This window comes from Pseudomonas sp. G.S.17, from assembly GCF_038096165.1.
In the GTDB taxonomy this organism is placed as follows: Bacteria; Pseudomonadota; Gammaproteobacteria; order Pseudomonadales; family Pseudomonadaceae; genus Aquipseudomonas.
In genome coordinates this window covers 75,830-102,417 of record NZ_CP151076.1, presented here as the reverse complement: position 1 = coordinate 102,417, position 26,588 = coordinate 75,830, and the positions used below count along the sequence as shown (strand labels likewise).

General features: G+C 57.7%; 25 protein-coding genes and 1 pseudogene. 13 read left to right on the top strand and 13 right to left on the bottom strand.

All coding sequences use genetic code 11. The features are described 5' to 3' along the window. Positions 1-34: 34 nt before the first annotated feature. A pseudogene (locus AABC73_RS00490) lies at positions 35-277 on the top strand (hypothetical protein); the annotation flags it as partial. A gap of 14 nt (positions 278-291) precedes the next feature. After that, positions 292-558 carry a DUF3613 domain-containing protein gene (locus AABC73_RS00485; RefSeq protein ID WP_331149839.1) on the top strand — a complete coding sequence of 89 codons (267 nt, stop codon included), beginning with the start codon at positions 292-294 and terminating at the stop codon, positions 556-558. A gap of 100 nt (positions 559-658) precedes the next feature. On the opposite strand, the gene AABC73_RS00480 is transcribed toward AABC73_RS00485, so the two are convergent. The 4 genes from AABC73_RS00480 to ilvD form a co-directional block, all read right to left on the bottom strand. Continuing rightward, positions 659-1,567 carry a hypothetical protein gene (locus AABC73_RS00480; RefSeq protein WP_341522003.1) on the bottom strand — a complete coding sequence of 303 codons (909 nt, stop codon included), beginning with the start codon at positions 1,565-1,567 and terminating at the stop codon, positions 659-661. A gap of 84 nt (positions 1,568-1,651) precedes the next feature. Then, positions 1,652-1,927, bottom strand: coding sequence for a bacteriocin immunity protein (locus AABC73_RS00475; protein ID WP_341524360.1), 276 nt, complete (start codon positions 1,925-1,927; stop codon positions 1,652-1,654). An 8-nt stretch (positions 1,928-1,935) separates the two neighbouring features. Then, complete coding sequence (locus AABC73_RS00470; RefSeq protein WP_341522002.1) at positions 1,936-3,870, bottom strand: S-type pyocin domain-containing protein; 1,935 nt, start codon at positions 3,868-3,870, stop codon at positions 1,936-1,938. A 543-nt stretch (positions 3,871-4,413) separates the two neighbouring features. Continuing rightward, on the bottom strand, positions 4,414-6,261 hold the full coding sequence (ilvD, locus tag AABC73_RS00465) for a dihydroxy-acid dehydratase (RefSeq protein WP_341522001.1): 1,848 nt from the start codon (positions 6,259-6,261) through the stop codon (positions 4,414-4,416). Between the two features lie 442 nt (positions 6,262-6,703). Here ilvD and AABC73_RS00460 point away from each other — a divergent pair, with 442 nt between their 5' ends. Then, positions 6,704-7,771 carry an IS630 family transposase gene (locus tag AABC73_RS00460; RefSeq protein ID WP_341522000.1) on the top strand — a complete coding sequence of 356 codons (1,068 nt, stop codon included), beginning with the start codon at positions 6,704-6,706 and terminating at the stop codon, positions 7,769-7,771. A 25-nt stretch (positions 7,772-7,796) separates the two neighbouring features. Here the strand turns inward: AABC73_RS00460 and AABC73_RS00455 are convergent, their stop codons facing one another. The 6 genes from AABC73_RS00455 to AABC73_RS00430 form a co-directional block, all read right to left on the bottom strand. After that, complete coding sequence (locus AABC73_RS00455; RefSeq protein ID WP_341521999.1) at positions 7,797-9,080, bottom strand: hypothetical protein; 1,284 nt, start codon at positions 9,078-9,080, stop codon at positions 7,797-7,799. Continuing rightward, positions 9,077-9,568, bottom strand: coding sequence for a hypothetical protein (locus tag AABC73_RS00450; protein WP_341521998.1), 492 nt, complete (start codon positions 9,566-9,568; stop codon positions 9,077-9,079). Before AABC73_RS00450 ends, AABC73_RS00455 begins: the two co-directional genes overlap by 4 nt. Before the next feature lie 72 nt (positions 9,569-9,640). Continuing rightward, positions 9,641-9,787 carry a hypothetical protein gene (locus tag AABC73_RS00445; protein WP_341521997.1) on the bottom strand — a complete coding sequence of 49 codons (147 nt, stop codon included), beginning with the start codon at positions 9,785-9,787 and terminating at the stop codon, positions 9,641-9,643. Positions 9,788-10,218: 431 nt separating this feature from the next. Continuing rightward, positions 10,219-13,065, bottom strand: a complete 2,847-nt coding sequence (locus tag AABC73_RS00440; protein WP_341521996.1) for a class I adenylate cyclase — start codon at positions 13,063-13,065, stop codon at positions 10,219-10,221. A 188-nt stretch (positions 13,066-13,253) separates the two neighbouring features. Then, positions 13,254-13,502 carry a TIGR02647 family protein gene (locus AABC73_RS00435; protein ID WP_020291946.1) on the bottom strand — a complete coding sequence of 83 codons (249 nt, stop codon included), beginning with the start codon at positions 13,500-13,502 and terminating at the stop codon, positions 13,254-13,256. A gap of 212 nt (positions 13,503-13,714) precedes the next feature. After that, positions 13,715-13,990, bottom strand: a complete 276-nt coding sequence (locus AABC73_RS00430) for a hypothetical protein (protein WP_341521995.1) — start codon at positions 13,988-13,990, stop codon at positions 13,715-13,717. Positions 13,991-14,192: 202 nt separating this feature from the next. Between AABC73_RS00430 and AABC73_RS00425 the strand changes: the two genes are divergently transcribed. Next, positions 14,193-14,849, top strand: coding sequence for a glutathione S-transferase (locus AABC73_RS00425; protein WP_341521994.1), 657 nt, complete (start codon positions 14,193-14,195; stop codon positions 14,847-14,849). A 145-nt stretch (positions 14,850-14,994) separates the two neighbouring features. Here the strand turns inward: AABC73_RS00425 and argH are convergent, their stop codons facing one another. Further along, positions 14,995-16,389, bottom strand: a complete 1,395-nt coding sequence (gene argH / locus AABC73_RS00420) for an argininosuccinate lyase (protein ID WP_341521993.1) — start codon at positions 16,387-16,389, stop codon at positions 14,995-14,997. Between the two features lie 111 nt (positions 16,390-16,500). Between argH and AABC73_RS00415 the strand changes: the two genes are divergently transcribed. From AABC73_RS00415 to rsd, 8 genes are all read left to right on the top strand, one after another. After that, on the top strand, positions 16,501-17,583 hold the full coding sequence (locus AABC73_RS00415; RefSeq protein ID WP_341521992.1) for a sensor histidine kinase: 1,083 nt from the start codon (positions 16,501-16,503) through the stop codon (positions 17,581-17,583). Beyond that, the gene (locus AABC73_RS00410; protein ID WP_341521991.1) at positions 17,580-18,326 is read left to right on the top strand and encodes a LytTR family DNA-binding domain-containing protein; all 747 of its coding nucleotides are present in this window, start codon (positions 17,580-17,582) and stop codon (positions 18,324-18,326) included. The genes AABC73_RS00415 and AABC73_RS00410 overlap by 4 nt, the downstream gene beginning before the upstream one ends. Before the next feature lie 208 nt (positions 18,327-18,534). Then, positions 18,535-19,476 carry a hydroxymethylbilane synthase gene (gene hemC / locus AABC73_RS00405; RefSeq protein ID WP_341521990.1) on the top strand — a complete coding sequence of 314 codons (942 nt, stop codon included), beginning with the start codon at positions 18,535-18,537 and terminating at the stop codon, positions 19,474-19,476. Then, positions 19,473-20,246 (top strand): uroporphyrinogen-III synthase, encoded by a 774-nt coding sequence (locus tag AABC73_RS00400; protein ID WP_341521989.1) that lies wholly within the window; start codon positions 19,473-19,475, stop codon positions 20,244-20,246. The genes hemC and AABC73_RS00400 overlap by 4 nt, the downstream gene beginning before the upstream one ends. A 66-nt stretch (positions 20,247-20,312) precedes the next feature. Further along, positions 20,313-21,461 carry a uroporphyrinogen-III C-methyltransferase gene (locus AABC73_RS00395; RefSeq protein ID WP_341521988.1) on the top strand — a complete coding sequence of 383 codons (1,149 nt, stop codon included), beginning with the start codon at positions 20,313-20,315 and terminating at the stop codon, positions 21,459-21,461. Beyond that, a complete protein-coding gene (locus AABC73_RS00390; RefSeq protein ID WP_341521987.1) occupies positions 21,458-22,702 on the top strand; it encodes a heme biosynthesis protein HemY in 1,245 nt (414 codons plus the stop codon). Before AABC73_RS00395 ends, AABC73_RS00390 begins: the two co-directional genes overlap by 4 nt. Before the next feature lie 230 nt (positions 22,703-22,932). After that, on the top strand, positions 22,933-23,460 hold the full coding sequence (locus AABC73_RS00385; RefSeq protein WP_341521986.1) for a disulfide bond formation protein B: 528 nt from the start codon (positions 22,933-22,935) through the stop codon (positions 23,458-23,460). Positions 23,461-23,636: 176 nt separating this feature from the next. Continuing rightward, positions 23,637-24,110: a sigma D regulator gene (gene rsd, locus AABC73_RS00380; protein WP_341521985.1), complete on the top strand. Its 474-nt coding sequence runs from the start codon at positions 23,637-23,639 to the stop codon at positions 24,108-24,110. A 92-nt stretch (positions 24,111-24,202) separates the two neighbouring features. Here the strand turns inward: rsd and AABC73_RS00375 are convergent, their stop codons facing one another. Beyond that, positions 24,203-24,880, bottom strand: a complete 678-nt coding sequence (locus AABC73_RS00375; protein ID WP_341521984.1) for an FKBP-type peptidyl-prolyl cis-trans isomerase — start codon at positions 24,878-24,880, stop codon at positions 24,203-24,205. Positions 24,881-25,097: 217 nt separating this feature from the next. Here AABC73_RS00375 and AABC73_RS00370 point away from each other — a divergent pair, with 217 nt between their 5' ends. Further along, positions 25,098-26,099 carry an AlgP family protein gene (locus AABC73_RS00370; protein ID WP_341521983.1) on the top strand — a complete coding sequence of 334 codons (1,002 nt, stop codon included), beginning with the start codon at positions 25,098-25,100 and terminating at the stop codon, positions 26,097-26,099. On the opposite strand, the gene AABC73_RS00365 is transcribed toward AABC73_RS00370, so the two are convergent. Further along, positions 26,096-26,560 carry a TIGR02444 family protein gene (locus AABC73_RS00365; protein ID WP_341521982.1) on the bottom strand — a complete coding sequence of 155 codons (465 nt, stop codon included), beginning with the start codon at positions 26,558-26,560 and terminating at the stop codon, positions 26,096-26,098. The genes AABC73_RS00370 and AABC73_RS00365 overlap by 4 nt on opposite strands. Positions 26,561-26,588 lie beyond the last annotated feature (28 nt).

The window sequence follows — 26,588 nt, the reverse complement described above, 5'->3', positions numbered from 1 at the left end:
GCGTGAACGGTCGCGAGACGGTATTTCAGATTTCGAGCAGGCGCACTTTCAGTTCCTGACCGCCATGGAACTCAAGCAGTCGGACTCCCTGGCCGCAGAGAATCTGCTGACCATGTTGTTGTATCAGGATAACTGGAACCGGGCAGCCGACTGGGTCACCCGCAACGGCTTGACCCCGGAGCAGTTCAATGAGTCCAGGGCTCGGGCCGAAGCATTGAAGAAACCGTTGGCAGTTCGCCCGGTAGCGGCCCTGACCGGGCAGAGTGCGCTCAATTGAGTAGGGAGGAGGGTATGAAAGGTGGCGTGATTGGCATCGTCTGCCTATTGGGCATGGCGTCGGCGGCCGTGGCGGCCGAAAAGGGCGATTCGCCCTGGCAGGAACAGACGCAGAGCTGGCTGAAATTACAGACAGAGGGCAATCATGCCTCACCCACCCCGCAGGCCGTCACCCCGGCCGAACGCGAGCGCAGCATGCAGCGCTGGCTCGACAGCTATAAGCATGAAATTCCGGATTTCTTCGAACAGAAAAAGGGCGGGACTACTCAGGCCGGGAGTTGAGGAAAACAGCTGTCCTGCAGGAGCTGCCGAAGGCTGCGAAAGCGGTGGATCAGGTGACCTCGTTCGCAGCCATCGCCAGCAAGCCGCGTCAAACTGTTTATCAAGTACCGGTATAACGCAGTTCGCTCAGCGCCCCGCTGGCCGCCGAAGTACTTTGGGCAGCCAAAACGCGAGCAAAAGTAACCACGGCACGTTCAATGTCTTTTTGCAGTTCAAGCACCGCCTTTTCGACCTCCCCGGTCACCCTGGGGCCCGAAATCTCTCTAACGCCGCTATGCCCATTAGAAGAAGCCTCTGCGGGTTGCAATTGACCTGCGCCAGCTTCTTCAACAACCGCTGCTTCGGTCCTTGACTGCTCCAGAATCTCGCGAGCTGCCTGCAATGCCTGCTCCTCGGCTTTGCGCTGAGCCAACGCTCGTGCCGCCTCCTCTATCTGTCGCTGTGCCAGTTGCAAAGCTGCCTCCTTCGCGCGCTGGCGAGCAGCTTCAGCCTCTTCGGCCTGACGTTGCGCCAATTGCCGAGCGGCCTCTTCTGCCTGCCGCTGGGCCAGTAGTCGCGCGGCTTCTTCCGCCTGGCGCTGGGCAAGCCGTCGCGCCTCCTCCTCAGCCCGAAGTCGAGCCTGCTGACGTTCCTGCTCCTCCAGTCGAGGCTGAAGCCCGGCCATGGCATCACGGAAATGGGTCAGGAAGCGGATGCACTGCAAGAAGAAGTTCGCGTTGACCGTCATCGAATAGAAATCGGTAGCGCCATGCCCCGGCATACTACGCAGCTGCATCATATTCTCGACATCGGCTTTGCTCGACTGCACATTGCCCCACATAAAGCTGACATTCGCGACATGCGCCGGGTCCAGTCCGCCACGCTTGGTGGCAATCAGGTGATCAGCCATTGCCCGGTAGCGCGCAACGATCTGAACCGGAGACACTCCGTGGGTTGACCCCGCATGGGCGTGCAGTTCGTTTTGTAAGAAGTTCGGCAGTTGGTGCAGGTGATGATTAAATTCTTCCATGATGGATACCTCTCTTTGAAAGTTACTAATTTGATTCGTAAGGCCCGAATGCATCACGCGCTCGGGGGCTTTATTTAATTCAGATCAGGAAGCCTTAAATCCAGGCTTGCCATTTTGCGCTCGCCATTCTTTTACTTCTTTCAGAATGCCTTCCGGGCTGTCTTCCTGGCCTTCGCGAGGGTAGAAAATGACATCGGACTGGGCAGGATGCTCGGTAATGGTAATGAAATATTCGACAAACTCGATAGTGGATCTCTCATACTCAGCCCCCTCAAGATGTTTTCTGCCGTAAGAAAAATAATTAAGAAGCTCTAAAAACTCAAGCTCTGTGTAATCAGTTATTTTTTTGCTGAAATCAATAACCATAATCACTCTCCAGTCCGATGTTTCTCTATATGCTGGTCAGGCGCGAGCACCACCAAATTGTCCATATCGTAGACAGCCCCGCCACTTTTAATCCAGTGTTGATGATGAATTTCGAATTTCTTCCTTCCACCTACTTGATTGATCAGTGGGGCATAGGGTGCATAGCCCTTGGCCATTTCATCCAAATTATGCTTGTTAAATTGTTTACTAAGCTCCGGATCCTCGGCAACTGCACTCCAGATGGCTTCCCTTTGACGATCAAAATTGGCAAATCGCTGCCCTCGCAATTTGTCGGCAATGTTTGAGGGGATCGGCGCACCCTCACGTCGAGTATTAGCGCCCAGCCAAGTGCCCGTAACCGGCTTGCCATAACCGCTGGCAATACCCGGTGTCTCACGTGGGGAGTTGAACAACAGATAGCTATCCGGCAATCCAGAACCGGATGGCGATATGAGAATGTAGTCATCAAAACCACGAACAACTTCTGGATAAATCTCTATGTCCAGCACGATGGGCGATAAGGGAACACCCGGATCAGTCGGAAGTGACGGCCCATGAGCCGGAGTACTGGTCGAACTGTCCTGTGGCCTGACAATCGGCGTCCAGACCAGTGCAGGCTCGGTTTCGCCATCACGAATAAATTCGTAAGTATTGTTTTCGGCATTCCAGCTGAAGGACCTGACGCGGACCTTTGTACCGACTTCGACTCCGTCAGCGGCCACCCACGCTATTGCGCCGTCATCCTGCACGAGCAAGCGATGTGGAACGTCAACCGAGCCGTTGCGGCTGGCGACGAACTCAAGATCCACGCCATCCGGAATACCGAGCTGGGACAGCGGAATGCCCAGCACCTGCGCGGCCAGTTCGGCGTTACCCAGCATGGGCGAGTATGTCGACAGCAGCAGAAGCGGGTTTCGGCTCAATGCCCTTGCTGCGGAACGCACGAACTCTCGCCTGGCAATCTGCGTGGCTTGGCGCCACACACCTGCCACCCCCGTCGCTGTCGGAGCGGCAGCTGGAGGAGCCACTGCTGACCACAGGCGCGATGCACTCGATACCCGTTGAACATCACCCTCTTCGGCCGCCTGAACGGCCAATGTCGCGTGCTGTGCGGACAATTGCGCAGACTGGCTTTCCAGCAGAGCTATTGATTCGGCGAGCAGTTTCGACTCATGGGCATGAGTCGCAGACTCCAGCCATGATTGATGCATCTGCTGAGCGCTGTCCGAATCAAGATGACTGTTTGTACCCAGGTGATGCTTATATTGCTCAGCCGACTGCTTGAGCGGATCCGCGCCGTTAAAAGCCCGGACAATATTATTGCTCGCCTCAAGCTCGCCTCTCTTGGAGGAAATCAAATAATTGATATGCGCTTTTTGCTGCACAACATGGGCAAGGTACTGCCGACCATCGAACTGTGCAGGCAGGGGGTCAATGCCACTCTTTATTTCCGACTGAGTAGCTTGTAGCAGGTCTCTGGATTTCGTTATATAGCGCTGCTCCAGTTCATTCTTTTGCGACTGGAAACTATGGGTCAGACTTTCAATCAATTGCCCATGTCTGATAATTGCCTGCTGGTACTCTGCTTGAGCGCGAGCAACTGCCTCCGCATGCGCCCGGGCTTCAGCCTCTGCACGGGCTTGAGCCTCGGCGTGCGTCCGAGCTTCTGCGTCGGCTCTTGCCTTTGCTTCAGCCTGTTCACGTGCAGCCTGCTCCGCTTGTTCTCTACGTTTAGCTTCCTCGCGTTTACGCTTCTTTCTGCGCTTTTTCTTCGATGATCCTCCTGAACCAAAACCGCCGCTGAAACCAGTGCCTATCGACCAACTTGATCCACTTCCACCCCCTCCAGGACGTCCGGAGGGAGAGGGTTGGTCGGGTCCCGGCGTAATAACAATCGGACCAATTTCAACAGGTCCTTTATTTCCATTGCTGATCATACATACCTCCATTTCGTATGTGAGACAGCAATGTATCCAACTGCTTTAAATAGACTGATCTATATAATTACCGCATCATAAAAAAATAACTCAATCGCCATTTCTTCGATAAAGTCTAAATATATTTTTCCGTGGCTTACGAGCGTTCAGGAGTGAGTAGGAAGTAGGAAGTAGGAAGTAGGAAGTAGGAAGTAGGAAGTAGGAAGTAGGAAGTAGGAAGTAGGAAGTAGGAAGTAAAGAATCACTTAATAAGCGCGCCGCATGTCAATACTTCGACAAAACCCCGCAGCATGCAGCGCTGGCTCGACAGCTATAAACATGAAATTCCGGATTTCTTCGAGCAGAAGAAAACAGCTGCCCTACAGGGAAATTATTTGCTCGGTTCACCGTCACCCGCTGCCGCGTCGATGCATTACCCGGCGACAGGGCCAGGGCCAAAAGCAGGAGTCGCCTCGCCAACAAGTTGGCTCCTACAGAGGACTGCGTTATCTGAAAACAAAAAACCCGGCATCTCTGCCGGGTTTTTGTTCTAGCCGATCAAGCTCAAGGCACCAGTCTGTCCAGCAGTTCCTTGTCGCGCACGGCGCCTTTATCGGCGCTGGTGGCCAGCAGGGCGTAGGCCTTCAGCGCGGTGGTCACTTTACGTGGCCGCGATTCGACTGGCTTCCAACCCTTCTTGTCTTGCTCGGCACGGCGCTCGGCCATTTCCGCATCGTCGATCAACAGGTTGATCGAACGGTTCGGAATGTCGATCAGCACTTTGTCACCATCGCGTACCAGACCAATCGCGCCGCCAGCCGCTGCTTCCGGGGAAGCGTGACCGATGGACAGCCCCGACGTACCGCCCGAGAAGCGGCCATCGGTCAGCAGCGCGCAATCCTTGCCCAAGCCTTTGGATTTCAGGTACGAGGTCGGATAGAGCATTTCCTGCATGCCCGGGCCGCCTTTCGGGCCTTCGTAACGAATGATCACGATATCGCCGGCTTTCACTTCGTCAGCAAGAATGCCGCGCACCGCGCTGTCCTGGCTTTCGAAGATCTTCGCGTTGCCTTCGAACACGTGGATCGACTCGTCAACGCCTGCGGTTTTCACCACGCAGCCATTCAGCGCAATGTTGCCGTACAGCACGGCGAGGCCGCCTTGTTGCGAGTACGCGTGCTCGACCCTGCGGATGCAGCCGTTCTCGCGGTCGTCGTCGAGGGTTTCCCAACGGGTCGACTGGCTGAACGCGGTCTGCGTCGGGATCCCGGCCGGGCCAGCCTTGAAGAAGGTGTGAACCGCTTCGTCGTCAGTCTGGGTGATGTCCCATTTGGCGATGCCTTCGGCCAGCGTCTTGCTGTGCACGGTCGGCAAATCGGTGTGCAACAGGCCGCCACGGGCCAGTTCGCCGAGGATGCTGAAGATCCCGCCAGCGCGATGCACATCTTCCATGTGGTACTTCTGGATGTTCGGCGCGACTTTGCACAGCTGCGGCACTTCGCGGGACAGACGGTCGATGTCGCGCAGATCGAAATCGATCTCCGCTTCCTGGGCCGCTGCCAGCAAGTGCAGGATGGTGTTGGTCGAGCCGCCCATGGCGATATCCAGCGTCATGGCGTTTTCAAAGGCCTTGAAGTTGGCGATATTGCGCGGCAGAACAGCATCGTTGTTCTCGATGTAGTACTGGCGGCACAGGTCGACGATGGTGCGGCCAGCCTGCAGGAACAGTTGCTCGCGGTCGCTGTGGGTCGCCAGTTGCGAACCGTTGCCCGGCAAGGCCAGGCCCAAGGCTTCGGTCAGGCAGTTCATCGAGTTGGCGGTGAACATCCCGGAACACGAACCGCAGGTCGGACACGCGCTGCGCTCGTACTCGGCGACTTTCTCGTCACTGGCGGTATCGTCGGCGGCGATGACCATGGCGTCGACCAGATCCAGACCGTGGGCGGCCAGCTTGGTCTTGCCGGCTTCCATCGGCCCGCCGGAAACGAAGATCACCGGAATGTTCAGGCGCAAGGCAGCCATCAACATGCCGGGGGTGATCTTGTCGCAGTTGGAGATGCAGACAATGGCGTCGGCACAGTGGGCGTTGACCATGTATTCCACGGAGTCGGCGATGATCTCGCGGCTCGGCAACGAATACAGCATGCCGTCGTGACCCATGGCGATGCCGTCATCGACTGCGATGGTGTTGAATTCTTTCGCCACGCCACCGGCGCGTTCGATTTCACGGGCAACCAGCTGGCCCATGTCCTTCAGGTGCACGTGGCCCGGTACGAACTGGGTAAACGAGTTGGCAACGGCGATGATCGGTTTCTTGAAATCCGCATCCTTCATCCCGGTGGCGCGCCACAAGGCACGAGCGCCGGCCATATTGCGGCCGTGGGTGGACGTTTTCGAGCGGTAATCAGGCATGGAACACTCCTGGCGGCTAATCAGGTAAATAGGTAAGGGAGTGAGCTTCTAGTGTCGTCACACACAAACGGCAGTGACCGGATGTTGCGAAGGAAACCGAAAACGCTACGGGATCGCCGTACGCTCGGCCTGAGCTCATAAACCCGCCGGGGATGACTGGCGATGGATGAAGACGATTCTACACCTGTAGAAGCCAAGTGGAATGGCAGGAAGTCGGAGAGCGGGGAATTAGCGTGGATGATGGTGGGATTGAGGTGACCAGATACGCAATCTGATTCGAGCCCCAAACCCAATAAAGGAACCAGGAAGACTCCGCTCTTCGATGAAAGTCGCTACCGAGCGGGCGCGGCTGCGCACGGTGACTGAGCTAGTGTGCCGTCTCTGAAATAAGTTTCTAACCTGAGCTATGCTTCTGTGGTCAGTCAGTGCTTGGAGTGATCACATGAACTCTCAGGACATCGTGCTCAGTGAAGACGAACAAATTGAACTGAGTCGGCGCATAAGATCAGCCACGATCAGTCAGCGCGACGGTCGTCGGGCACGGGTGATTTTGCTAGCCGCTCGAGGTTGTTCTCGTAACGAGATTGCCCAGTTGACAGGTCTCTCCGTTGTTTCAGTCACCCGCTGGTGCAAGCGCTTTCAAGAGCTGCGTCTACAAGGCCTAGTGGATCTGCCCGGACGAGGTCGCAAGCCATCCCTATCGGCCGAAGCGTTGAAACGAACACTTGAGCAGGTCACTCAGCCGCGTATCGGTCAGCCTCGCTGGAGCTGTCGAAGCATGGCGCGAGTCGCCGGCATTTCACCGGCCAGCGTCCAGCGCATATGGGCCGCCAACGATATAAAACCGCACCTGACACGTACCTTCAAACTGTCCAAAGATCCAAACTTCGAAGAGAAGTTCTGGGACGTCATCGGGCTGTATCTGGATCCGCCGGATAAGGCATTGGTGCTTTGTTGCGATGAAAAAAGCCAGGTTCAGGCTCTGGAGCGTACCCAGCCTGGACTGCCTTTGGGGATCGGTCATATCCGTACGCAATCGCACGATTATGTCCGCCATGGCACCGTCACCTTGTTCACTGCGCTGGATTATCTTCAGGGGCGCTTGATCAGTTCCATAGAGCGCCAACACCGGCATCAGGAATGGCTGGAGTTTCTCAAGAAGATCAATCGAGAAACGCCCAAACAGCTCCAATTGCATCTGATCGTGGACAACTACGCCACGCATAAACACCCGAAAGTGAAGGCATGGCTTGAGAAGCACAAGCGCTTCCACATGCACTTCACCCCGACCTCCAGCTCGTGGATGAACATGGTTGAGCGCTTCTTTCGCGATATCACGGTGTACCTGCGTGACGACAGTTTCAGCTCGGTTCGCGAACTGGAAAGCTCGATCACCACGTTCCTAGCACTGCGAAATGCGCAGCCGACTCGCTATGTCTGGAACGCCAAGGGGGAAGATATTTTGAACAAGATACAGCGAGCCCGTGAGGCAATGGCCTCACAGGCATGAGGAGCTTTATTTTTGAGACAGCACACTAGTGGGTGCGTAATCGGGCTACCTTGTCATCCCTATGAATTTTGAGCACCCGCCGATGCAGGATTAAAAATCCCATCAACATAGCCGCGCTCTGCAGATAAATTAATGTTGTAACGTTCTGATCTTGCCAGGAAATTCCATACACAAGTGGTATGACACCTCCAAGCATAAGCATGTTGATAATTAATTGAGGCGCAGAGGTATCGTTCCTGGCGCGAAGATGCGCCAGCGCCAACCCTAAACAAGCACTGGTTGTGAAGAAAAAAACTGCAGCCGAGTAAAAGCCAGGCGTGTAGTTAATGACGGCCGCGCTGATGAATGTGAAAAAAACTCGTCCTGCAAAAGCAAGCAAAAAACTGATGCCGACAATAAGGGCTACCAGCCATGACAAACCCAGTCTGTAATTTTCGGCAGATGCTGTGGCGTGTTGACTCGTGTGAAGGCTGTGGATCTGACTGAGTGCCAGTGCAGGAATGGTAACAATGCCAACGCTACTCATGAAAAGCGAAAACTGTGCAACGAGTGCAGTGTCAGCCGTTGCCAGGCGCTCAATGGTCAGATAGAAATAGAGTTTCTGACCGCCCAGACCTATTGCAATGGGTAAACCTTGCGTTAGCAGTGAACTTGCAGTGTTCTTCGCTTCCCTGAGCGAAAAGTGTTTATAGGGTCGAGAGAGTTTAAGCAAGCAGATCAACACTGCAAGTTCAGTTATAAAAAAATAAGCCATTGCGCCACAGGTAAACAGTTCGCTTGTGCTGCACTCGTACATTATCAGTAAACCCAAGGTCCCCACCAACGTCACGAAGGTCTTTATCCTTGAACAGCCCGAGGATTTGCCACTCGCCTCATGGAAAAGCTGAAGAAATAAATTGAGTGACAACAGGGGTACTGCTGGAATATAGATGAGCGACAGGATCTTGAAGGCTTGCATGTCAATATTGCGCATGCTTGATAAATTCAAAGCGCATAGAAAAACGCCCAAACATAACAGCCCGCTAATCACTGCTATAAACAGTGCAATGGTAAAACCTGCCGTAAAAAAATCGCCTCTCGCTGTCTCGTTATGGGAGAGCGACGATGTGACGTTACCCGAGGTTGCCAGCAACATGGGTAAAAGTGCTGACACAACCGAAAATAAAGCAAGGACATAAGAAAATACGGCAAGGTCAGCTGGGCTCCTGTGTGCGATTAACAACAATGCAAGTGAAACCCCCAACCAGGGAACAATGCGACTGAGGGTAAAAGCAGGTAATGAAGCTCTCATGAACGCGTGGTACGTCATTGGGCATCTTCCCAGACAGGCAACATTCGGCCACCAAACTCCTTTTCATACAGACTTTGAAGCACCTCAAAAGCGACATCCAGATTCCTCAAGTCTTTCTCGCCTCGCGTCCCGAAGTAGGGGTAGTGATGAAAGTAATGTCCAAAAATCTGATCGCAGTCCTTAATGTATCTTCTGGTATCCAAAATGTGATGATGCCAAACTTCGTCTACCTCAAGCATGGGCGGGAGAACCGGGAACTCGTCCAGATATTTCTTATTTAGGTATAAAAAGTTCTTATAATACTGAATGGCGATCTCTGCCTCAGTAGCTGTCCATTTCCGGCATAGAAGACCATCGTCAGAACATAGTTTTTTCTGGATCTCCAAGAAATCCATAGCATTTATGTATCTCACCGCGTCATCGAGTGAAGGGCATCTGGCTTTGGCATTTTCCGTTCGCATGCAATGAGGCAGCGTCTGAATAATATCGTTATATTCTTGATCCACTCTACTTCCCCCGCGCTACGCTGCCAGCGGTCGTCGCTGACAGCGTAGGGTTGACTTAGTTACTTACGCGCTTTAGTTCCAGCCACCGCCACCTTGACAATGGCCGGCCTTGGCGCTGCTGTATTTACGAGTGCGCAAGGTCATGACTGCTTCGGGAGACAGCAATTGCTGCGGTTTTTCGTTTGAGCGGGCATTGGTGCAATTATTGAGAGTTTTCATTACTGTTTTCCTTTTTTATAAAATTTATAGAACTAAGGTGTTGCACTTCCAATGCTAGATAGTTTTTTAGTGCGTTGTATGTTATGTATATATTGTTGCAGTAGGACAGATCTGATGCTGAAGTAAGCTCATTCCTGCCTATAAGTTGATAGCCGCAACATGCCCCGTCACACCAGCGTTCATAAGTCCGACGTAGATGTCTGGGGATGGAATTTTCGACATTCAGCTGAATATTTAAACAACAGATTGAATAACAAGTGGCCCGGATTGGGCTATGCACTAGAACGAAGGGTGATGGATTGGCAGACTTGCTTCGGCGCTATCTAGTCGAAACCACTGGAACCGCTGTTTCATATCAGCCATACGCACCCCCTGCTGCGGGACGCAGCCTGACTCATACCGTTGAATCGCATCCTGCCCAATCAGCGGCTTCAGGCCCTGTCCATCGCCTCATTCAGCGATTTTTCCAGATCGGCCTTGTAGCGCAGGTAAAGGATGCTCTGGCCGTGGTCGTCACCGAGCAGGCCTGACAGGTCGAGGTCGGTGATGTAGCAGCGGTAGCGTTGAGGTTCGTGGCGCTGGGCGAGAATCTGCCGCGCAACGGCGCTGTATAGCTGGTCGCCGTATTCCAGTTCGGAAAACTCATTGTTGTTGCAGTACAACGTGACGCTGACTTGCCCCGGCGAGGCTTCTTCGACGATGGCTTGTACGTCATAGAACGGCTTGTCCACGGCCGTCGGCGCGGCGCGGGATTCGATACGGCGGGCGCGTCCCGGACCGGAGGGCAATACCTGGTAATACAAGGTTTCCAGAGATACCGGTTCCAGAGGATTTTCCAGCGGCAGCATCGCGCCCCGGCGATAGACCAGCGAATGGAAAAACCGCTGCAACGGCAATAACAGGCTCGATTCGTCGTGGTAAGGCAAGCGCTGGTGCCAGAGCGCGTTATGTTCGTCGAGCACGTACACGTCGGCGTCCGGCTCGTTGAGGCGGTAAAACACCTGAATACACTCGGGCTGGCCGTGGGGCAGGATCAGCGACAGATCGTGTTCGTCCAGCGCATGCGGGTCCAGGTGCAGCGGGCTGTAGCGCGCCAGCTCCTCGCCCAGATATTCGAACAGCCCGGAAAGACTGTTGATCACCACGTGGGTGACCCGGCCAGGCACCATTTCCAACACATGATATTGCTGCTGCACCTGAATCAGGTAGCGATGGTTCAGTCGCCGGGCCAGCAGCAATTGGGCTGTGGCCACCAGTTCTTCGACACGCTGCGCGATGGCCGGCGCGCGGTTGTGGCAGAAGCAGCGCACCCGCACTCTCGGTTGCGTCGAGCCCTGGGGCATGTTGCTCAGCAGTTCGCTGAGGCAGTCGAGCAATGCAAAGGGGCCGTCAAAGCGGCTGACGAGGATTTCGTTCCAGCTGTTGACGGTGATCTGATCGAGCGTCAGCACCAGGTTTTCCCGCACGCCGGCATAACTCAGGGAATCGGTGCGCTCGGTGGTCATCAGGATATTCAGATCCCGATGATGCTTGAGCGGATCGACGCCGACGTTGACCAGCAAGAGGATTTCGCCGGGGATGCTGGCGTTCAGCAGTCGCTCTTCGCTCACCACTTCCAGCGGCACAGGGATCGTCTGTTGCAGCGAGCCCAGCAGGTTGAACAGCTCGAATTCGGTCAGGTCGCTGGTGCCCGGATGCAGGGCAAGCCGGGTGGTGGTTTCGATGACGTTGTTGCGATGACACCAGGTCAGCAGCTCGAGCAGTTCCCGGCTGCGTTTGATCGGCGAGAAGTTCTGCCAGTCATGCGCGGCCAGATTGCCGTTGTACAGCGCCCACTGGTTTTTCCCCGGCTCACGCTTGTTGGGGGACTGCACCAGCGTCAGGGTGTCTTCGGCCAGGTCCGGGGCGATGCCGGGATTGATGAATTCAACCTTGCCGGCCTTGCGTTCGAATGCAGCATAAAGGCGGCGACCGAGGACATTGAGATCCCGGGCATTGATCGAGTTGGCGACCTTGTGCGTGCGGGCGAACTGCGTCAGGAAGCGATAGCTGTAATTCAGCTCGTTGACCAGTGCGCGGCGCTCGTGGGCGACCTGACGCACTTTCCACTGGCTGCGACTGTCGAGCAACGCCAGCTGGCGCTCATCCCAGCCCCATTCCTGAGTCAGGCGCTCCAGCAACACGCGCTGCCAGCCGGGATTGCGCTGGCGCGCGGCACCGGTCAGCTTTTTGTTCACTTTCAGGTACAGGCTGCGGCGCACCAGCTCCAGGCGTTCAAGCTCGCCGCGGTCGGTGAGGTATTCCTCGATCCGGCGATACACCACGATGTATGGGTCCAGTTCATCCAGATCCAGCTGATTGGCGAATACCGCGTGCTTGAAGCGCATGCTCAGGCATTGCACGCGCGGATGCTCGCTGGCGTAGACCTCGGTCAACAGCAACTTGAGTACGGACTTGTAAGGCGATTCGATGCCCTTGAATAGCTGCCACAGTCCGGCACCGATGAATTCGCCGGGCGGAATCCGCGCCATGTTGCCCAGGTCGAGGATTTCTTCGGCGCGAATGAAACGCTTGGACAGCAGGGTGTGGGTGTATTCGGCGTAGCGCTTTTCTTCGTAGGTCGGGACCAGCCACCACAGCGGCGTACGCCCGGCGAGCCAGATCGCGGTGCGATAGAACTCATCGAGCAGCAAGTAATGCTGGGTGGTGCCGCAGTCTTCAGAGCTGAGCTGGGCATCCCGTTCGCCCAGCACAAAGCGTTGCGGATCAATCAGGAAAAAATGCGCTTCGGCGCCCTGGCTGTCGGCCCAGGCTTCCAGCGCCTGGCACTTCTTGCGCAGCTCTTCGATGGCTTCGGCGGGCAGGTCCGGTTCGTGGCAAACCCAGACATCCATGTCGCTTTGTTCCGCCTGAGCCAGCGTGCCCAGGCTACCCATCAAAAACAGCCCGTGAATCGGCTCGGGCGCATTGGCGCGTCGGGTTTTGTAGGAAAAGGAGCGGGTCAAACGTTGCGCTTCGGCCAGCGCCAGCGCGTTAGGCTCGTACTGCGAGACGCCAGCGGGCGTACTGCCGGATACGTAGCCGGGCAACAGCGGATGATTGACGTGGAAAAACAGCGGCAAGAGCGTCAACACCGACTGTTGCCGGGTCGACAAACCCTCCATGGCGCGGGCAAACCGGCCACTGTTCAAGGCCAGAAAGCGGGCACGCAGCTGCGTCAGCACCTTTCGGTCGATGCCTTCATCCAGGTCGGGACGAATTTCAAAATTACGCGTCATCGCAATTCAAACCGGCTGCCGGAGCTCGTAAGGGTGATCATTCAGAATGAACGTGACGGCGGGCAGTTACAGTCTGAAAGCGAACACCTTCAGCGAGGTTTTTGTTCTGGCGCCAATTTTCTATCGGCCGCAGTTTTTGTAAATGAAGGGTCCGTCAGAGCTTTTTTGCTGGCGGACCCTGTCTGAGCTCAAGCGGCTTCTTTGGCTACGTTCAGTATGGTCAGCAACGACTGGGCGTGTTGAGCGGCTTCAAGCCCCAGGCTTGTCAGATAGCCTCCATCGACCTGCGTGGTCAGTCCTTTTTCGAAGAGTCTTTGGGCAGCGGCAATGGCGGTCGGGGCAGCAACGTGGTGGACTTTGAGCCCTTCAAGGGTATTGCCCAGATTAAACAGTGCGAGGATTTCCAGTTCGGCAACCAACTCAGGGGTATACGACATAGGTGCTCCAGACTTTTGTAGTGATACGCCGCGCTGGCCGGCGGGCTCTCTGGAATCGACAGGTCTGTGCTGCGCTTGTCGGTTCTGGATGACCGTTAAGGCTGGCTTGGCGTGACAGCCCCGGGGTGTTTCATGGCAGCGGGGCATTTGCAGTGTAGCCACAGTCTGAAATTTTTGCAGGGCTTATCTTGAGGGCCGTCAATCGAGCCGGATCATGCCTCTGGCGGCAGCTCGGGCAGCTTGCGCAGCGCCTGTTCATACCACTCGGTGTCAAACGCGCGGTCTGCTTCCAGCAGCGCATCGATCTCGACGGCCAGGACATGGGCCATCAGTTGCAGGATCTCTTCTCGCTCGTAGCCCACCAGGGTCAACTTGTTGAACGTGGCTTTGGCGGCGGGCGGATTGTCGCTTTCAATCTGGTTCTCGATGGCCTGGATCAGGGTCGATTCTGCGAATTCTTCTTCGTCGTTGTCGATGGCGTCGGTCATGGCGTGCTCCTCGGAAATGGCCGCCAGTTTACCCGTATTGGGCGCCAGAGTGATTCACAGACTCGGGAAACGTTGCAGGAGTGTTCTGACAGCCAATTCTGAATTTGCCAGCGCAGTGCCTCGTTGCCTCTCCAACCCTTGAAAATCCATTAAAATCCATACCGTTCAAGGACTTGAGTCTTAACCGGTCAGGAGGCCCGCAATGCTGAAGCTGTATGGATTTGCCGCGAGTAATTATTTCAACATGGTCAAACTGGCGCTGCTGGAGAAGCAACTGCCCTTCGAAACGATCCCTTTGCATGGCTGCCAGAACCCCGCTGTCCTGGCCATCAGCGCCCGGGGCAAGGTGCCGATCCTGCAAACCGCGCAGGGTTTTATCAGCGAAACGGACGTCATCCTGAGTTATCTGGAGGAAGTCTATCCGGCCCACGGCCTGGTACCCGCAGACCCGTTCGAACGTGCGCAAGTCTGGACGCTGGCCAAGGAAATCGAGCTGTATATCGAGCTACCGGCGCGTATTTGCTACGTCGAAGTCTTTTTCGGCGGCAGGCCGACGCCTCAGGCGCTGAAGGACAAGGCTCAGCGGGATCTGATCAAGGGTTTTGCGGCGTTGAAGCAACGTGCGCGCTTCGCACCTTATGTCGCGGGAGAGGTTTTTAGCGTGGCGGATCTGTACTTTCTGTACAGCGTCGACCTGGCCCGGTCAGTGGGCAAACAGTTGTTTGATACGGATTATCTGCAAGACATGCCCTGCGCTCGGGCACTGCTCGCACGTCTGGCGCAAAATCCTCACGTGCAACGCATCGCCATCGACAAGGACGCCGAACTTCCGGCGTTTCTCGAGCGGGTGAGGCCGTAACAGGTATTACCCGTTGGAGCGAGGCTTGTGTGGGAGCGAGCTTGCTCGCGAAGGCAATCGTCTGAACGCTGAAAGATGCGTTGGATGCCCTGACCCTTTCGCAAGCAAGCTTGCTCCCACAAAGTTTCTCCCACAAGCCGAACTATTAACGCGCCGCCAACAACGCCTGACCACGTACCACTGCGGCCTTGACCTGTGCCGGTGCGGTGCCGCCGATGTGGTTACGGGCGTTGACCGAACCCTCCAGCGTCAGCACGGCAAATACATCCTGCTCGATCTGAACGCTGAATTTGCGCAACTCTTCCAGGCTCATTTCCGCCAGGTCCTTGCCGCTTTCCACGCCGTATTTCACAGCGTGACCGACGATTTCGTGGCAATCACGGAATGGCAGGCCGCGACGCACCAGATAATCCGCCAGATCGGTCGCGGTGGAGAAACCCCGCAGCGCGGCTTCACGCATGATGGCGTGCTTGGGCTTGATCGCCGGGATCATGTCGGCAAACGCCCGCAACGAATCGCGCAGGGTGTCGGCAGCGTCGAACAGCGGTTCCTTGTCTTCCTGGTTGTCCTTGTTGTAGGCCAGCGGTTGGCCCTTCATCAAGGTCAGCAGGCCCATCAAGGCGCCGAACACCCGGCCGCTCTTGCCGCGCACCAGTTCCGGCACGTCGGGGTTTTTCTTCTGCGGCATGATCGAGCTGCCGGTGCAGAAACGATCAGGCAAATCGATGAACTGGAATTGCGCGCTGGTCCACAGCACCAACTCTTCGGAGAAGCGCGACAAGTGCATCATCGCAATGCTCGCCGCAGAGCAGAATTCGATAGCGAAGTCGCGGTCCGACACGCTGTCCAGGGAGTTGCCGCCCACGACGTCGAAACCCAACAGCTTGCAGGTCAGTTCGCGGTCAATCGGGTACGTCGTGCCGGCCAGTGCCGCGCTGCCCAGGGGCATGCGGTTCAAGCGTTTGCGGCAGTCCACAAGACGCTCGTAGTCACGGCTGAGCATTTCGAACCAGGCCAGCATGTGGTGACCGAACGTCACCGGCTGCGCGGTCTGCAAGTGGGTGAAGCCCGGCATGATGGTCTCGGCTTCACGCTCGGCCTGGCCCAGCAGGCCTTGTTGCAGGCGGGTGATTTCGCTGAGGATCAGGTCGATCTCATCGCGCAGCCACAGGCGGATATCGGTAGCAACCTGATCGTTGCGGCTGCGGCCGGTGTGCAGCTTCTTGCCGGTGACGCCGATGCGGTCGGTCAGGCGCGCTTCGATGTTCATGTGCACGTCTTCCAGATCGACGCGCCAGTCGAAACTGCCCGCTTCGATCTCGGCCCGAATGCTGTTCAGGCCCTCGACGATGGTGTCGCGCTCGGCGTCGGTAAGAACGCCGACCTTGGCCAGCATCGTGGCGTGGGCAATCGAGCCCATGATGTCGTGGCGATAAAGGCGTTGGTCGAAAGTGACGGAGGCGGTGAAGCGCGCGACGAAGGCGTCGACGGGTTCACTGAAGCGGCCGCCCCAGGACTGGTTGGTCTTGTCGGTGCTCATGGATTCGCTCGTTGATCTGCTGAAATTGGCGTGCCCGCGATAATAACAGGTTGCAGTTTTTTTATTGCGCGCCGGCTTGCCGCTGACCACCGCAACGTTGAGACTGAGCCGATGCGAAATGATCCCCTCAAGCACCGCCAGCCTGACGAACAAGGCAAGGAATTCTTCCTGCCTGAACTGTGCCTGCCCCAGGCGCTGCTGGTACTTGTGCTGCTCGCGGAACTGCTGGTGATCGTGCTGGTGCTGGTCGAGCCGATGCACACCGGTTTCGACTGGGTGCGTCTGGCCCTGATGTCGCTGTTCGTGCAATGGATCGTCCTGCTGTCCGCCGCGTTGTTATGCGGCCTGCGCCCCTGGCTGGCGCGCCTGCCCGCTGGCATGGCGGGGCTGATCGGCTGTCTGCTGGTGGTGGCGCTGACGTTGATCTGCACGGCGGTCACCGACATCTGCCAGCTGACCGGCAGGCTCAATCCGGGCGGCGTGGTCGAACGCTATCTGCGCTACGCCCTGATTGCGCTGATCATGTCGGCATTGATGCTGCGTTATTTTTACCTGCAAAGTCAGTGGCGCAAACAGCAACAGGCCGAACTGCGCGCCCGTATCGAATCGCTGCAGGCACGGATCCGCCCGCACTTTCTTTTCAATACGCTCAATAGTATTGCCAGCCTGGTGGTGAGCGATCCCGCCAAGGCCGAGCAGGCGGTGCTGGATCTGTCGGACCTGTTTCGGGCAAGTCTGGCCAAGCCGGGCAGCCTGGTGACGTGGCGTGATGAACTGGAATTGGCGAAACGATATTTATCGATTGAGCAATATCGGCTTGGCGAGCGTCTACAGTTGGACTGGGCGGTGAGTGCAATTCCAGACGACTTGCCAATTCCCCAGCTAACCTTGCAGCCATTACTGGAGAACGCTTTGCTTTATGGAATCGCACCTCGCGTGGAAGGTGGTGTCATAAAGGTGGAAGCGGACTATAAAAAGGGAGTGTTCATATTGTGTGTCAGCAATCCCTATGACGAAGTTGCCACCCGGCAGACGTCCAACGGTACTCAACAGGCCCTGGTAAATATCGGTGCACGCATTACGGCACTTTTTGGCCCGCACGCCAGTCTGAGCGTGGAGCGCCGTGACGGTCGTCACTTCACCTGTCTACGCTATCCTTGTGCGAGACTCACGCAGGAAGCCAGAGCAATATGAATGTCCTGATCGTTGATGACGAACCCCTGGCCCGCGAACGCCTGAGCCGATTGGTCGGCGAAATCGAGGGTTACCGGGTATTGGAACCTAGCGCCGCCAATGGCGAGGAAGCCTTGACGCTGATCGACAGCCTCAAGCCGGATATCGTGTTACTCGATATTCGTATGCCGGGCATCGATGGCCTGCAAGTCGCAGCAAAATTGTGCGAGCGCGAAAACCCGCCCGCCGTGGTCTTTTGTACTGCACACGACGAGTTTGCCCTTGATGCTTTCCAGGTCAGCGCTGTTGGCTACCTGGTAAAACCTGTGCGCCCCGAGCATTTAGTGGAAGCGCTCAGAAAGGCCGAACGCCCCAATCGCGTGCAACTGGCGGCGATGACCCGCCCTGCTGCCGAAAGCGGCAACGGCCCGCGCAGCCATATCAGCGCGCGCACCCGCAAAGGCATTGAACTGATCCCGCTGGATCAGGTGATCTTTTTCATCGCAGATCACAAATACGTCACCTTGCGTCACGAGGGGGGTGAAGTGCTGCTGGACGAGCCATTGAAGGCTCTTGAAGACGAGTTCGGCGACCGCTTCGTGCGTATCCACCGCAACGCGCTGGTTGCGCGCGAGCGAATCGAACGCTTGCAGAGAACACCTTTGGGGCATTTTCAGTTGTTTCTCAAAGGTCTCAATGGCGATGCATTGATCGTCAGTCGTCGGCATGTGGCCGGGGTGCGCAAGATGATGCAGCAGCTCTAGATTTAACTTTTGTGGGAGCAAGCTTGCTTGCGAAGGCGGTATTTCAGGTTCGCCCAGGTGTTGGCAGGACCAGCGCCTTCGCGAGCAAGCTCGCTCCCACAATTTTCTTGACCAGGATCAACCCTCCACAACGCTCTGTTCACACAGCACTGAGTCGTTTTGCCTGAGCTGTTATTATCCGTGGCAACCATCAAGTACGGATTGATTCATGTCCTCTCGCGAAATTCGCATTGCCACTCGCAAAAGTGCGCTAGCCCTCTGGCAGGCCGAATACGTCAAAGCCCGGTTGGAGCAGGCTCATCCCGGCTTGATCGTGACGCTGGTGCCCATGGTCAGCCGCGGCGACAAACTGCTCGATTCCCCGCTGTCGAAAATCGGCGGCAAAGGCCTGTTCGTCAAAGAGCTGGAGACCGCCTTGCTGGAAGATACGGCCGACATCGCCGTGCATTCCATGAAAGACGTGCCGATGGATTTTCCGCCGGGCCTGGGGCTGTTCTGCATCTGCGAGCGTGAAGACCCGCGCGACGCGTTCGTCTCCAACAACTTCGCCAGTCTTGAGCAGCTGCCTGCCGGCAGCATCGTCGGCACGTCGAGCCTGCGTCGTCAGGCGCAGCTGTTGGCGCGGCGTCCGGACCTGACCATTCATTTTCTGCGTGGCAACGTCAACACCCGGCTGGCCAAGCTCGATGCCGGTGAATATGACGCGATCATTCTTGCTGCCGCTGGCCTGATTCGTCTGGGTTTCGAAGACCGGATCACCGCCAGCATCAGCGTCGACGACAGCCTGCCAGCCGGTGGCCAAGGCGCGGTTGGCATCGAGTGCCGCAGCGCCGATGCGCAGATTCACGCCTTGCTCGCGCCGTTGCATCACGCGGACACCGCCGTGCGGGTCATTGCCGAGCGCTCCCTGAACAAACACCTCAATGGCGGTTGCCAGGTTCCCATCGCCTGTTATGCCGTGCTCGAAGGCGATCAGATCTGGTTGCGCGGCCTGGTCGGCGATCCTTCCGGCGCCGTGCTGCTGCACGCCGAGGCCCGCGCGCCACAGGCCCAGGCCCAGGCGTTGGGCGTGCAGGTCGCTGACGCATTGCTGGCTCAGGGTGCCGCGAAAATCCTCAAAGCCGTTTACGGCGAGGCGGACCCTGAATGACCGGCTGGCGACTGCTGCTGACCCGGCCGGCTGAAGAGTCGGCAGCGCTGGCGCAGACGCTCGCCGATCTCGGCATCTTCAGCAGCAGCCTGCCACTGCTTGAAATCGAACCTGTACCGCTCAGCCCCGCGCAGCGTTCGATACTCGATGATCTCGATCACTACAGCGCCGTCATTGTGGTCAGCAAACCCGCCGCACGCCTGGGCCTGGCATTGCTGGACGAGCTGTGGCCGGTGCCGCCGATCCAGCCATGGTTCACGGTCGGCGAGGGCACCGCGCAGCTGTTGCAGGAACATAATCTGGATGTCAGCTGGCCCGAACAGGGCGATGACAGCGAAGCCTTGCTAGATCTGCCCAAGCTGCAACACGCCGTCGCCTTGCCCGCAAGCCGTGTGCTAATCCTGCGTGGCGAAGACGGCCGTGAGCTTTTGGCCGAGCGTTTGCGGCAGCTGGGTGCTAGTGTCGACTACCTGCCGCTATACCGCCGCAACTTGCCGCAGTACTCACCGTCGACGCTCATGCAGCGTGTGAAGGCGGAACGCTTGAACGCGCTGGTGGTCAGCAGTGGACAGGGGTTTGAACACTTGCGTCAGTTGGCGGGCGACGCCTGGCCTGAATTGGCGCAGCTGCCTTTATTTGTACCGAGCCCTCGCGTCGCTGAACTGGCGACGCAGGCCGGGGCTCGAACAGTTGTGAATTGCCGGGGAGCGAATGCCGCGGCCTTACTGGCGGCGTTGCGGGAACAACCCGGACCCGTGCAGATTTTGTGAAATTCAGCCGCATTGATCGACCTGCTGTCGTTCAGTCGATTACGCCCAAATGCAAAGGATGGATACGTGAGCGAAACAGTCTTGCCCAAAGATGATTCCGAACCGGTGCTGGTCAACTCCACGCCGACACCCGACCCGATTGACGCGAAGCGTTCCGGCAGCCGCAGCAATGGTCTGGTGATACTGGCTTTACTGTTTGGCGTGGCAGGCATTGGCGTAGCCGGTTGGGGCGTCTGGCAGCTGCGCGCGGTTCAGGCCAGTCATCAGGTGCAACGCACGCAAATGCTCGACCTCGCGGCCCAGACCCAGACCTTGCAACAGCACGAACAGCAGCTCTCGACGCAGCTGGCGCAACTGCCAGCCGCTGGCGAACTCGAAGAGCGCCGTCGTCTTGTCTCGCAATTGCAGGGCGATCAGCAGCGTTTGAGTCAGCGTCTGGAAACCGTTCTGGGCGCCAGCCGCAAAGACTGGCGACTGGCCGAAGCCGAACACTTGCTGCGTCTGGCCAGCCTGCGCTTGTCTGCTTTGCAGGACATCAACAGCGCTGAGGCGCTGGTGCAAGGTGCAGACGAAATCCTCCGCGAGCAAGACGATCCGGGCTCTTTCGCGGCACGCGATCAATTGGCGAAAAGCCTCGCGGCGCTGCGCAGTATCGACCAGCCGGACCGGACCGGCCTGTTCCTGCAACTGGCCGCGCTGCGCGATCAGGCCGCACAGCTCAACGAGCTGGCACCGGAATACAAGGACAAGGGCGAATCGCTGCTGGCCCTGACTGCCGGCGACAATCAAGACAGCCGCTGGGCGCAGTGGTGGGATGAAATCTCGCATTACATCCGTATCGACTTCAATGCCGACAAGAACGTACGTCCACTGCTGGCGGGGCAGAGCCTGACCCAGGTTCGTCTGGCGCTGAGTCTTGCTATTGAGCAGGCCCAATGGGCCGCGCTGAATGGCGAGCCACAGGTGTACACCCGAGCGCTGGTGGAAGCGCGGGACGTATTGCTGAGCAATTTCAATCAGGATAACTCGCAGGTCAAATCGCTCAGCGAACGCCTGGAAGCAATGCGCGACCAGCCCGTTTCGGTGAAGACGCCGGATCTGGCCCAGAGCCTGAGTGCGGTCCAGGCTTACCTTGGGCGTCGGCACATGGCGACTGATGCGCCTGCCGGTTCAAGCAGCCAACCTGCCGAAACCAAGCAGGGGATCAGCCCATGAAACGTGCCTACATCCTGCTGTTCGTTGCGATTGCCATCGCCGCATTGATCGGCGTGGCGGTTGCCGAACATTCCGGCTACGTGCTGATCGCGTACCAGAACTTCCGCTATGAATCGAGTCTGTGGGCCACGTTGGGCTTGCTGATCGCCCTCTGGCTGGTGGTTTACATCGTGCGGCTGCTGCTCGGTCTGGTGATGACTTCCAGTGGCGTGGTCAATCCATGGTCGCGACGTAATCGCAGCCGCCGGGTGCAAGTGGCCATCGAGCAAGGCCAGATGGACCTCGCGGAAGGTCGCTGGGCCAGCGCTCAACGTCATCTGCATCGGGCCGCCGAAGCCGAGCCTCAGCCACTGCTGTTTTACCTCGGCGCAGCACGGGCCGCCAACGAGCAGGGCAAATACGAAGAATGCGACGGCCTCCTTGAGCGGGCGCTGGAGCGTCAGCCGCAAGCGGAGCTGGCGATTGCCTTGAGTCATGCGCAGTTGCAGCAGGATCGTGGTGACACCGACGGCGCATTGACCACCTTGCAGGTGATGCAGCAGCGCCATCCGCATAACGTGCAGATCTTGCGGCAACTGCAGCGCTTATACCGCCAGCGCGGTGAATGGTCGGCGCTGATCAAGCTCATGCCTGAGCTGCGCAAGGATAAAGTCCTGCCACCGCAGGAACTGGCCGAACTGGAGCGTCGCGCCTGGGGTGAAAACCTCACGCTGGCTGCCTATCGGGAGCAGGAAGGCGATGCGGCCCCAGCGGGCCTTCCAGCGCTGGACAAGGCGTGGGACGGGCTGTCCTCGGCTCAGCGCCAGGAACCGCAACTGGTTCTGGCGTATGCCGAGCAACTACGCCGCCTCGGCGCTGATGCCAAGGCCGAAGAAGCGTTGCGCGCAGCACTCAAGCGCAACTACAACAGCCATCTCGCACGCCTTTACGGGCTGGTGCGCGGCAGCGATCCGGGACGTCAGTTGCAAACCGCCGAAGGCTGGCTCAAGGAACATTCCACCGACCCTAGCCTGTTGCTGACGCTCGGTCGGCTGTGTCTGCAAAGCAGTTTGTGGGGCAAGGCTCGGGATTATCTGGAAAGCAGCCTGCGCCTGCAGCGCAATCCTGAAACCTGCGCTGAGTTGGCGCGTCTGCTGGGCCAGTTAGGCGAAACCGAGCGCAGCAATCAGCTGTTTCAGGAAGGCCTCGGCCTGCTTGACGAGCGACTGCTGGCGCGTCCACTGCCAGCCTTGGCAGGCTGACGTCAGCCAGCAATCGAGCAACGCTGTTGAGCGCTTCGATGGCGAAATGTAGGAAAATTCTTCCGCAGTTCGCCATCGCAGGATTTTTCTTTCGATGGTCCGTATAGAAGCGCTGCTCTTCTGTCAGGAACTCCCGCCCCAATCACGGAAGTATCCTTACGGCGGCTCCTTGAAAGGGCTGTGCGCTTTCCTCTACCGTAACCATCTTCGTTTCTTGTTACGGATTCGCCATGCCTCTGGCTCGCACGCGCTCCCTGTTTTTCCTGGCGTTCATCGCATGTGCATTGATCATCGGCACCGTCGTATACCTACAACGGGTGTTCGGACTGACCCCCTGCGTGTTGTGTATCTGGCAACGCTGGGTCTTTCTGCTGTGCGCCGTCATGTCACTCGCAGCGGCCTTGCACGCAACGGGCACGGCGGGCTCGCGTCGCTACGGCGTGCTGATTCTGCTGCTTGCCTTGTCCGGCGCAACGCTTGCCGGTACGCAGGTCTGGTTGCAAACGGCAACCGCCGACGAGCTGATACCGGTAATAGCCGCGATTGAACGAGGCCTGGATTTTCTCTTTCTGGGTGATTATGTCGACCGCTTGCGCCTGGACGCTGGCATGTGCGCCGAAATCAACTGGTCGCTGTTCGGCATCAGCCTGCCGGAGTGGAGTCTGCTGGCGTTCGTGGGTCTTGCGCTGCTGGCGCTATACCCGCTGCGCAGGCCGTCGGCGAGGCTTTCAGGTGCCGAAAGTCGGGTCGAGGATTAAACGCTTGTATGAACTTTGTCTCCTGCGTACCTTGATGGCCTAGTCATGCGGGCATAATCTGGGCCGCAAGCGTTATTGGAATTATGCAAACCTTGCGCACATAGCCTGTCTCCTTCGCTGGGACAATCCAAAGGCCGAAGCAAGTCTGCATGCCCCTGAAGGGAAGAGAGAACATCATGTTGGAAAGTTGTCAGAATGCTCAGGAACGCTGGGGTGGGGTCAATAAACTCATCGATCGCTGGCTACAGCACCGCGGCGAACTGATTCACGCCTATGACGCACTCGGTGAGACCCCCGAGGCGCTGGCCGCTGATCGCGACGGCCTGCAGAAATTTTGTGAAGTGCTGGTGGATTACGTATCTGCCGGGCATTTCGAAATCTACGAACAATTGACCAGCGAAGCCAAGGCGTTCAACGATGAGGGCGGACTTGAGCTGGCGGATACCATTTACCAGCGTCTGGACGTCATCACCAAGTCTGCCTTGGCATTCAACGACCGTTGCGACAAGGGCGATTGCTCTGACTGCACCGTGGTTGCCGCTGAGTTCAAAACGCTGGGCGGTTTGCTGCACGAGCGCTTTGAGCTGGAAGATTGCCTGATCGAAGTGCTGCACAATTCCCACAAGGAAGAGATCGCTGCTCAGGCTTGAAGCCTGCTTCTTGCGCTAGACGTGTGCGATAAAAGTTGTTGTAGCCAAGGGGGTGCGTTCTGCACCCCTTCGCGTATCTGGCGTCCGGCGAATTACTGACCGACAGCGACCAACTCGATCTCGAACACCAGCGGCGTATACGGATCGATCAGATCTCCCGCACCTTCGGCACCGTAGGCTTGGCCAGAAGGAATCACCAAACGCCATTTGGCACCCACCGGCATGCCTTGCAGCGCGGTGGTCCAGCCGCTGATCACGCTGTCCAGGCGAAACCATTGCGGCTGGGCGCTCTGGTCGAACACCGTGCCGTCCGGCAAGCGTCCGACATAACGCACCTGAACCCGTCCATCAATATTCGGCTTGGCGCCGGTACCCGGTGTCAGCTCGGTCATCAAGATGCCGTCTGCCAGTTCCTTCACGCCGGGCTTGGCTTTTTCGCTGTCCATGAAGCGTTTTTCGGCGCTCAGTGCCGCCTCACTTTGCGGTTCCGACACGCCTGAAGCTTCGGCTTGCGCGACTGCCGCGTCATGCTCGCTGAGGATCGCATCCATGCGTTCTTTTTTCAGCGCCAGCGGTTTGCCTTTGTAGGCTTGCTGCAAACCTTCGATCAAGGCGGGCAATTCCAGGTCCGGAACTTCCTGATGCAAACGCTCACCCAGGCTCGCCCCGAGACTGTACGCAAGATCGTGCGCATCGCTGGACGCACCGGTTTCCGCGGCCTGAGCCAGGGGTAGCAAGAACAACAACGACGTTAACAGGTAGCGCGACATGAATGCTCTCCGGCCTGGGAAGTGAGCGATTATGCCAGTGCAATCGCCTGCATGTGATGACACTTGCCAAGTGTTTTTTGCAGGGCCTTGGTCGAAGACGCCGCAAGCATTTTTCCGCGCATGCAACAGGTTGCTTTCTACACTGTCAACATGCGCTAGCGGCGGTGCAGGCAGAGGTCTAGTATGAGCCGCAATTCAGCCAGCCAGAGGGTAAATCATGTCGGCCAAAAAGAAGCCAGTAAACACCCCGTTGCATTTGCTCCAACAGCTTTCGAGCAGCTTGCTCGAGCACCTCGAAGACGCCTGTTCGCAAGCTATGGCTGATGCCGAGAAACTGCTCGCCAAGCTTGAAAAACAACGTGGTAAGGCACAAGAAAAACTGCACAAGTCGCGCACCAAATTGCAGGACGCGGCTACTGCCGGTAAAGCCAAGGCGCAAGCCAAGGCCAAGAGCGGCGTCGCCGAGCTGGAAGAATTGCTCGACGCTCTCAAGTCTCGCCAGACTGAAACGCGCACCTACATCCTGCAACTCAAGCGTGACGCTCAGGAAAGCTTGAAGTTGGCTCAGGGCGTTGGTCGCGTCAAGGAAGCCGTCAGCAAAGCCCTGGACAGCCGCGCCGCCAAGCCAGCGCCCACCAAGGCCACTGTGGCCAAAGCCGTTACCGCCAAAGCGCCAGCCACCAAGCCAGTTGCAGCCAAACCTGCCGCTAAAGCTGTTGCCGCCAAGGCCCCAGCGAAAGCACCGGCAAAAACTGCTGCCAAGCCGGCAGCCAAAGCAGCACCCGCCAAGGCTCCGGTTAAAGCTGCGGCCAGCGCTTCTGCTGCCAAGCCTGCGGCAAAACCAACGGCCGCTAAACCTGCCGCTGCCAAAACTGCGGCCGCCAAGCCTGCTGCCAAGCCAGCACCAGCGAAAACCGCTGCCAAGCCTGCGCCAGCCAAACTGGCCGCTGCTAAAGCGCCAGCTGCCAGCGCTGCTGCCAAGCCTGCGGTAAAAGCGCCTGTCAAAGCAGCCGCCAAGCCAGCAGCCAAAGCTCCGGCCAAAGCCGCTGCCGCTAAACCTGCTACCAAGCCAGCTGTTAAACCTGCTGCTGCCAAACCCGCTGTGGCCAAGCCGGCAACTCCGGCCGCTACCGCAACTCCAGCGACAGCGCCGGCCGCACCTGCAGCCACGCCAGCAGCACCGGCAACCAGCGGCACAACACCAACCAGCGCTTCCTAAGTCTGGTTTGCCGCGACGCGCAGCACATGCAGCGCGTCGCGGTTCCTGTTGGCCGCGTCCCCCGCCAACAGCTTCAACCAGTCTTCCTGCGCCCTTGTTCCTGTCGCTGACCAACCCTGCGTCTGCGCTTCCAGCCTCGTCAATAATTCACGCTCGGCCTCCAGCTCCAGTGCCTTGACGCGCTCGCGAATCGAGCCCAGCGCCGGATCATGCTGTGCCGCGTTGCGCCATTGCGTGCGCAACGCTCGAAGCGGACGCACTACATCGTCATGCCAGGGCGTCGCCAACTGTCCGATTTCCAGGGCGCGTTGCGCGTTGCAGGCCACATCACGGCGCATCAGCCAGACGCCACATAACAGCAGGCAAACGTTGGCTCCGCTGGCTTGCAGGCTCAGGCACGCCGCTTCGACCCCCGGTTTGGCATAGAAATCGAGGGTGAAACTCCAAAGGTCAGCATGCATAGTGATCTACCTGTTTGAGACGAAGCTG

Coding starts and splice junctions, on each gene's coding strand:
- AABC73_RS00435 (WP_020291946.1), bottom strand. CDS start 13,502: ATGTCGTATACCCCTGAGTTGGTTGCCGAACTGGAAATCCTCGCACTG.
- ilvD (WP_341522001.1), bottom strand. CDS start 6,261: ATGCCTGATTACCGCTCGAAAACGTCCACCCACGGCCGCAATATGGCC.
- AABC73_RS00455 (WP_341521999.1), bottom strand. CDS start 9,080: ATGACGTACCACGCGTTCATGAGAGCTTCATTACCTGCTTTTACCCTC.
- AABC73_RS00425 (WP_341521994.1), top strand. CDS start 14,193: ATGCTGAAGCTGTATGGATTTGCCGCGAGTAATTATTTCAACATGGTC.
- AABC73_RS00485 (WP_331149839.1), top strand. CDS start 292: ATGAAAGGTGGCGTGATTGGCATCGTCTGCCTATTGGGCATGGCGTCG.
- AABC73_RS00470 (WP_341522002.1), bottom strand. CDS start 3,870: ATGATCAGCAATGGAAATAAAGGACCTGTTGAAATTGGTCCGATTGTT.
- AABC73_RS00400 (WP_341521989.1), top strand. CDS start 19,473: ATGACCGGCTGGCGACTGCTGCTGACCCGGCCGGCTGAAGAGTCGGCA.
- hemC (WP_341521990.1), top strand. CDS start 18,535: ATGTCCTCTCGCGAAATTCGCATTGCCACTCGCAAAAGTGCGCTAGCC.
- AABC73_RS00410 (WP_341521991.1), top strand. CDS start 17,580: ATGAATGTCCTGATCGTTGATGACGAACCCCTGGCCCGCGAACGCCTG.
- argH (WP_341521993.1), bottom strand. CDS start 16,389: ATGAGCACCGACAAGACCAACCAGTCCTGGGGCGGCCGCTTCAGTGAA.
- AABC73_RS00480 (WP_341522003.1), bottom strand. CDS start 1,567: ATGGAAGAATTTAATCATCACCTGCACCAACTGCCGAACTTCTTACAA.
- AABC73_RS00460 (WP_341522000.1), top strand. CDS start 6,704: ATGAACTCTCAGGACATCGTGCTCAGTGAAGACGAACAAATTGAACTG.
- AABC73_RS00430 (WP_341521995.1), bottom strand. CDS start 13,990: ATGACCGACGCCATCGACAACGACGAAGAAGAATTCGCAGAATCGACC.
- AABC73_RS00415 (WP_341521992.1), top strand. CDS start 16,501: ATGCGAAATGATCCCCTCAAGCACCGCCAGCCTGACGAACAAGGCAAG.
- AABC73_RS00390 (WP_341521987.1), top strand. CDS start 21,458: ATGAAACGTGCCTACATCCTGCTGTTCGTTGCGATTGCCATCGCCGCA.
- AABC73_RS00375 (WP_341521984.1), bottom strand. CDS start 24,880: ATGTCGCGCTACCTGTTAACGTCGTTGTTGTTCTTGCTACCCCTGGCT.
- AABC73_RS00440 (WP_341521996.1), bottom strand. CDS start 13,065: ATGACGCGTAATTTTGAAATTCGTCCCGACCTGGATGAAGGCATCGAC.
- AABC73_RS00365 (WP_341521982.1), bottom strand. CDS start 26,560: ATGCATGCTGACCTTTGGAGTTTCACCCTCGATTTCTATGCCAAACCG.
- AABC73_RS00385 (WP_341521986.1), top strand. CDS start 22,933: ATGCCTCTGGCTCGCACGCGCTCCCTGTTTTTCCTGGCGTTCATCGCA.
- AABC73_RS00370 (WP_341521983.1), top strand. CDS start 25,098: ATGTCGGCCAAAAAGAAGCCAGTAAACACCCCGTTGCATTTGCTCCAA.
- AABC73_RS00445 (WP_341521997.1), bottom strand. CDS start 9,787: ATGAAAACTCTCAATAATTGCACCAATGCCCGCTCAAACGAAAAACCG.
- rsd (WP_341521985.1), top strand. CDS start 23,637: ATGTTGGAAAGTTGTCAGAATGCTCAGGAACGCTGGGGTGGGGTCAAT.